3 protein-coding genes are annotated in these 2,895 nt (G+C 62.2%); all 3 read right to left on the bottom strand.

Translation table 11 applies throughout. The features are described from left to right. Positions 1-587: CZB domain-containing protein (locus LPW30_RS15755; protein WP_239681345.1), on the bottom strand; the 587-nt coding region annotated here is incomplete at its 3' end. A 257-nt stretch (positions 588-844) separates the two neighbouring features. Next, positions 845-2,032 carry a sensor domain-containing diguanylate cyclase gene (locus tag LPW30_RS15750; RefSeq protein WP_239681344.1) on the bottom strand — a complete coding sequence of 396 codons (1,188 nt, stop codon included), beginning with the start codon at positions 2,030-2,032 and terminating at the stop codon, positions 845-847. 7 nt (positions 2,033-2,039) lie between these two features. After that, positions 2,040-2,895: HDOD domain-containing protein (locus LPW30_RS15745; protein WP_239681343.1), on the bottom strand; the 856-nt coding region annotated here is incomplete at its 5' end.

The following is a 2,895-nucleotide window of genomic DNA, read 5'->3' as shown; positions in this document are numbered from 1 at the left end:
GCCGCCAGGGCAGCGATGCTCATGGTGGTTGTGGATGCCACGGCGGTACGCTCCGCCTGAGCACTCACGAGCTCTCGCTGGCGCGTGAGCCCGGCTCCCAGATCATCCAGCAGGCCCCGGAGTGTCTCCAGATGGCCCAGGGTCTGCCCCTGATAGATCTCCAGCCCCTGCTCGCGATTCCCATTTTCCACGGCGCGCAGGATACGGATGGCGGTTTGATGCAATTCTCGATGCGGTTGCTCAATGGCATGGAAGGTACGGCGAAAATCCCCCGGCGCCCGATCAAAGGCTTCGCTGTTGAGAAAGCTGTAATACCACTGCCCAAAGTCGCATTGGGTGTGGTCAAGTTGCCCCTGAAATGCGGTGCCCAGCACGAAGACGTTGGCCAGGTCATTCACCCAGACCAGATGGTCCACCTCCTTTTGCACCTGGAAGATGGCCTGCTCGTAGGTATCAGCCACGCGCGCCTGGGCTTCGCCCATACGACTCAGACCGTTCCATCCGATCAAGGCGATCACCAGCAGGATCAAGAGAACGATCGTAAAGGAGGCCGCCAGCTTGCGACCGATGGTCAGGTAAGACAGCATGGTTCAGGTATCCGTGTCGAGCGCGTCAGGCGCATCTTGTACGTTTTGAAGGTTATCGGCATTGTCTGGCGGTTCTTGATTGGCATCCTGGATGCGCTCCGGCTCACGGCGACGCACCCGGCGCGGCTATTCTCCCGTGAAAAGGTGTTCGCCCCCTTTTTGGGGCATCGTTTCGGGTTATTGCCGGCGATCCCGAGGCCGTGCGGGCATGGCATGAGCACAGGGCATGGTTCCAGGGATGGAGTCATCCCAAAGCTTCAGGGGTTGTCCAGCAGTTCCAGCGTGGATACCCGCAAGCAATTTCGACCGGCATCCTTGCTGGCGTACATGGTGAGATCAGCCCGTGCCAGCATGTTCTCCAGCACATCACCCGGGGGAGGATGCCGCCGCGGCCCCTCCAGCACCAGTGTGCAGATGCCGATACTGGCCGTGATCCGCTGCGGCCCAGAGTCATCGAACACCCACGCCAGGCCGGCGAGAGCCTGGCGGATGCGTTTACCCAAACCAATGGCTCCGTCCAGGTCTGTGCCCGGTAGCAGCAGCACGAACTCCTCGCCGCCGTAACGGGACAGCACATCGCCCTCCCGCACCAGTTGGCCAAGAGCCAGTGCCACATCCTGGAGCACCTGATCACCAGCGGCGTGGCCAAACTCGTCATTGATCCGCTTGAAGTGGTCCAGATCCAGCAGGATCAGCGAAGCGGCCGAGCCCTGGCGCAAGCCGCGGGCCAGGATGGCACGGGCTTCGGCGAAGAAGAATCGCCGGTTGTGCAGGCCGGTGAGATCATCCAGCACTGCCAGGCTCTGAAACCGCTGCTGCAACTCACGGGCCTCCTCCAGGGCCGACTCCAACTCACGGGTTCGCTGCCCCACCTGCTCCTCCAGGTTGTGGACATGCTGCCAGTTGACCAGCATCTGTCCAAGAAAATGGGCGTAGAGGGTAAGCAACCGCTCTTCATCCGGACCGAAGGCATCGCTGTCGGTGTGAGAGACGTTCAGCACACCCAACACGTTATCGGCAATGCGGATGGGCACGGAGATCAGGCTGGAGACTGCCGGACTGATATCGGCGGGCAACGACAGGAAAGCCGGATCGTTGCGGCAATCGGACGAATACTGAACCACCCCGGTGGTCACCGCGCGACCCATCACGCCATCTCCCACCGGGAAGGCGCGGCGTACGGCTTGACCGGGTAGCCCGATCAACTCGGCCCAACTCAGGCCGGCAGCATTCACCAATTGGTCGTGCTCACACAGGAAGACAGAGCAACGTGACATATTCTGGTTCTCGAGCAGGCCCTTGAGGGCCTGGTCCAGCATTTTCCGTTGGTCGGTAACAGCGGGACCCACCTCGGACAAGGCATGCAGGGCGGAAAGGAAGTCCAGCAACTGGACCATCCGCCGGTTGGTTTCTCTGTAGGCTTCAGCGAAGGGTGTCAGATCCACGGTGTCCTCAAGGGGCGGACATCTGTCGGCTGGCCGCGACAATGGCATCCCGCTGCTCACGACAAACCTCGACAACCTTATCGACGGCAGACGCCGGCAGATCCAGCCGATCCAGAATTTCCCCGGTCGGACAGGCCTCGACTTGGTCGAACAGCGATTCGGCCAGGGTATCGCAGACTCCGACCAGGCCCACCAGCAATTGATGATCTCCGCGGTAACCTGGGTCGGCGTAATGACGCATGGCTGTGGCCGCCTCGGCGGGCAGGTGCCAGCGTTCGGCCAGGATCCTACCTGCCATGTGGTGATCCAGTCCAAGCTCTCGCTGGGCGCGGGCTGCCATCACGCGGGCATCATCCTGGCCATTGCCAGCCAGAGCCTTGTCCATGCCCTGAGGCTCAAGATCGCACAGGACGATGACGCCCAGTTGGCGCAATAGCGCAGACAGATAGGCCTGATCGGCAGCCAGGGTCCCGGACTCCACGTATCGAGAGAGCTCCCGGGCCAACCGGGCCCCCACCATGGAGACAAACCAGTAGCGATCCAGGTCCAGGGAGCGGCAGCGGCGGGGTGAGAGGTGGTCGTTGATCAACAGGCCCAGGGCGAGCCCGCGGACCATGTTCAGGCCGAGGCGGGAGATCGCGGCCTGTACTGAGAACACCTGGCGTGATCCTCCGAAATAGGCGGTATTGGCCACACCAATCACTCGGGCAGTCAGGGCCGGCTCGGTACCGATCAGATCGGCCAGTTGCCCGATGGCCGCGTCATCAGCGGCCAGCTCGCGAAGCAGCGAGTCAGCCACCTGGGGCAGCGGCGGCAGATCCTGCAGGCGCCGGATACGTCCTGCCTTGGTGTCCAATCTTTCG

The organism is Ectothiorhodospira variabilis, from assembly GCF_022227625.1.
Taxonomy (GTDB): Bacteria; Pseudomonadota; Gammaproteobacteria; order Ectothiorhodospirales; family Ectothiorhodospiraceae; genus Ectothiorhodospira; species Ectothiorhodospira haloalkaliphila.
Note: the sequence above shows the minus strand (reverse complement) of the source record. Positions and strands in the feature narration are given on the sequence as shown.